The sequence below is a fragment of the Microcystis sp. LE19-8.1F genome, assembly GCF_027531715.1.
Classification (GTDB): domain Bacteria; phylum Cyanobacteriota; class Cyanobacteriia; order Cyanobacteriales; family Microcystaceae; genus Microcystis; species Microcystis wesenbergii_A.
Genome location: NZ_JAPZSO010000169.1, coordinates 1 through 1,442, shown reverse-complemented (window position 1 = coordinate 1,442; position 1,442 = coordinate 1). Strand labels below are relative to the sequence as shown.

1 protein-coding gene and 3 pseudogenes are annotated in these 1,442 nt (G+C 42.4%); 3 read left to right on the top strand and 1 reads right to left on the bottom strand.

Annotated features, from left to right (window positions below; genetic code table 11):
• The 3 genes and pseudogenes from O9334_RS16365 to O9334_RS16355 form a co-directional block, all read left to right on the top strand.
• Nucleotides 1-138 (top strand): annotated as a pseudogene (locus tag O9334_RS16365) (IS4 family transposase); the annotation flags it as partial.
• A 225-nt stretch (nt 139-363) separates the two neighbouring features.
• Nucleotides 364-834, top strand: a complete 471-nt coding sequence (locus O9334_RS16360) for a dTDP-4-dehydrorhamnose 3,5-epimerase family protein (protein ID WP_190381557.1) — start codon at nt 364-366, stop codon at nt 832-834.
• A gap of 5 nt (nt 835-839) precedes the next feature.
• Nucleotides 840-1,199: pseudogene (locus tag O9334_RS16355) on the top strand (amino acid ABC transporter substrate-binding protein); the annotation flags it as partial.
• Nucleotides 1,200-1,201: 2 nt separating this feature from the next.
• Here the strand turns inward: O9334_RS16355 and O9334_RS16350 are convergent.
• A pseudogene (locus O9334_RS16350) lies at nt 1,202-1,442 on the bottom strand (lipid kinase); the annotation flags it as partial.

The window sequence follows — 1,442 nt, the reverse complement described above, 5'->3', positions numbered from 1 at the left end:
CCCCTCAAGAAACACGGTCGTCGTGCTAAGAGTCTTTTTCGCTTAGGTTTTGACCATCTTCGTCATCTGATTCTTAACCCTTCTTTGCCTAATCATCGGGATTTTCTTCATTCCCTACAATTTTTGTCCTGTACTTAGCTTCTGGTGTATCGGCGTTGATTTGGGTTGAATAGCTAATCTGTCGCTCTCGTTTACCAATCCGTTCCCAGTCTACAATGATACTATCAATCCCTACTTGCTCGGCTTGTTTAGCCAATAAAGCATCTGTGGTAAATAGAAATAAACGCAAATGGTCAATATCTGTAGTATAGTGGCTCGTTATGGGGTTCATTATAGTGATCAATGATTCTTAAGTCTTTAGCTATGACAAAGTTAACACAATCTAATGAGCAATGGATAGAAGGTGTAGAAGTTTGCCCTCTCAAGTTATTGCCAAATGAAAAAGGACGACTCATGGAAATTCAACGGGCTGACGATAAGATTTTCCCCGGCTTTGGACAAGTTTATATTACTTCAACTTTGCCCGGTATTGTTAAAGCTTGGTACAGACACACAACGCAAATTGATCAAATTGCCGTCATGGCAGGACTGTTGAAACTTGTCCTTTACGATGACCGGGAAACCTCACCCACCAGAGGCAAAATTAACACAATATTTTTAGGCGAATTGGCTCCTAAACTGGTACAAATTCCTCCCGGTATTTGGCATGGTTTTCAGACAATTGGCGAGCGGGAAGCTTTTGCACTGCATCTAAACTCGGTCGCTTTTCAGGCAGACGCACCCGATGAAGATCGCTTACCTTATGATACTAATATTATTCCCTATCAGTGGTAAACTAAGTGGTAATATCAAAGGAACCCTTGGCCCCGGCCGTGGCCGATGGTGATCCCCCTTGGTCGAATGCCGTCCGCTCGATCGTTTTTAGTTTAATTCAAGGGGAAGAATTTGGGATTAACTCCCAAAATATTGCCACTTTTGCCGATAGCAAAGACCCCAGTATTCGGCGCTTTTTGGGTATCGATGAGAAGTTAGGCAAAGATATGGGTTTACCCAATGATTTTGCCCAAAGAGTCTTAAAACAGGTGGGTAATTACGGTGAAATTTATGATCGGGAAATCGGTAAACCCCTGCAACTCGATCGAGGTTTAAATAATCTTTGGACAAAGGGGGGTTTATTGTATTCTCCTCCTTTTCGTTAATTTTAAGATTGTGTTTCCTGACGGGGAATATAGACCCCTATGGCCGCTGGAATAACTCGAAACATGGCGGGAGTAGTGCTAGTAATTTCGCCATCGGTGTTGATACTATGGGGTTTACGAGTCTGAATTTGAATTTCTTTCCCCTTAAGAGTTCTCACCCAAGATAATAAACCCTGTTGTCCTCGCGGTAATGTCCATAAAAGCGGGAAAATTTGCCACCAGTGTTCAATTTCTAGGCTATAT

Coding starts and splice junctions, on each gene's coding strand:
- O9334_RS16360 (WP_190381557.1), top strand. CDS start 364: ATGACAAAGTTAACACAATCTAATGAGCAATGGATAGAAGGTGTAGAA.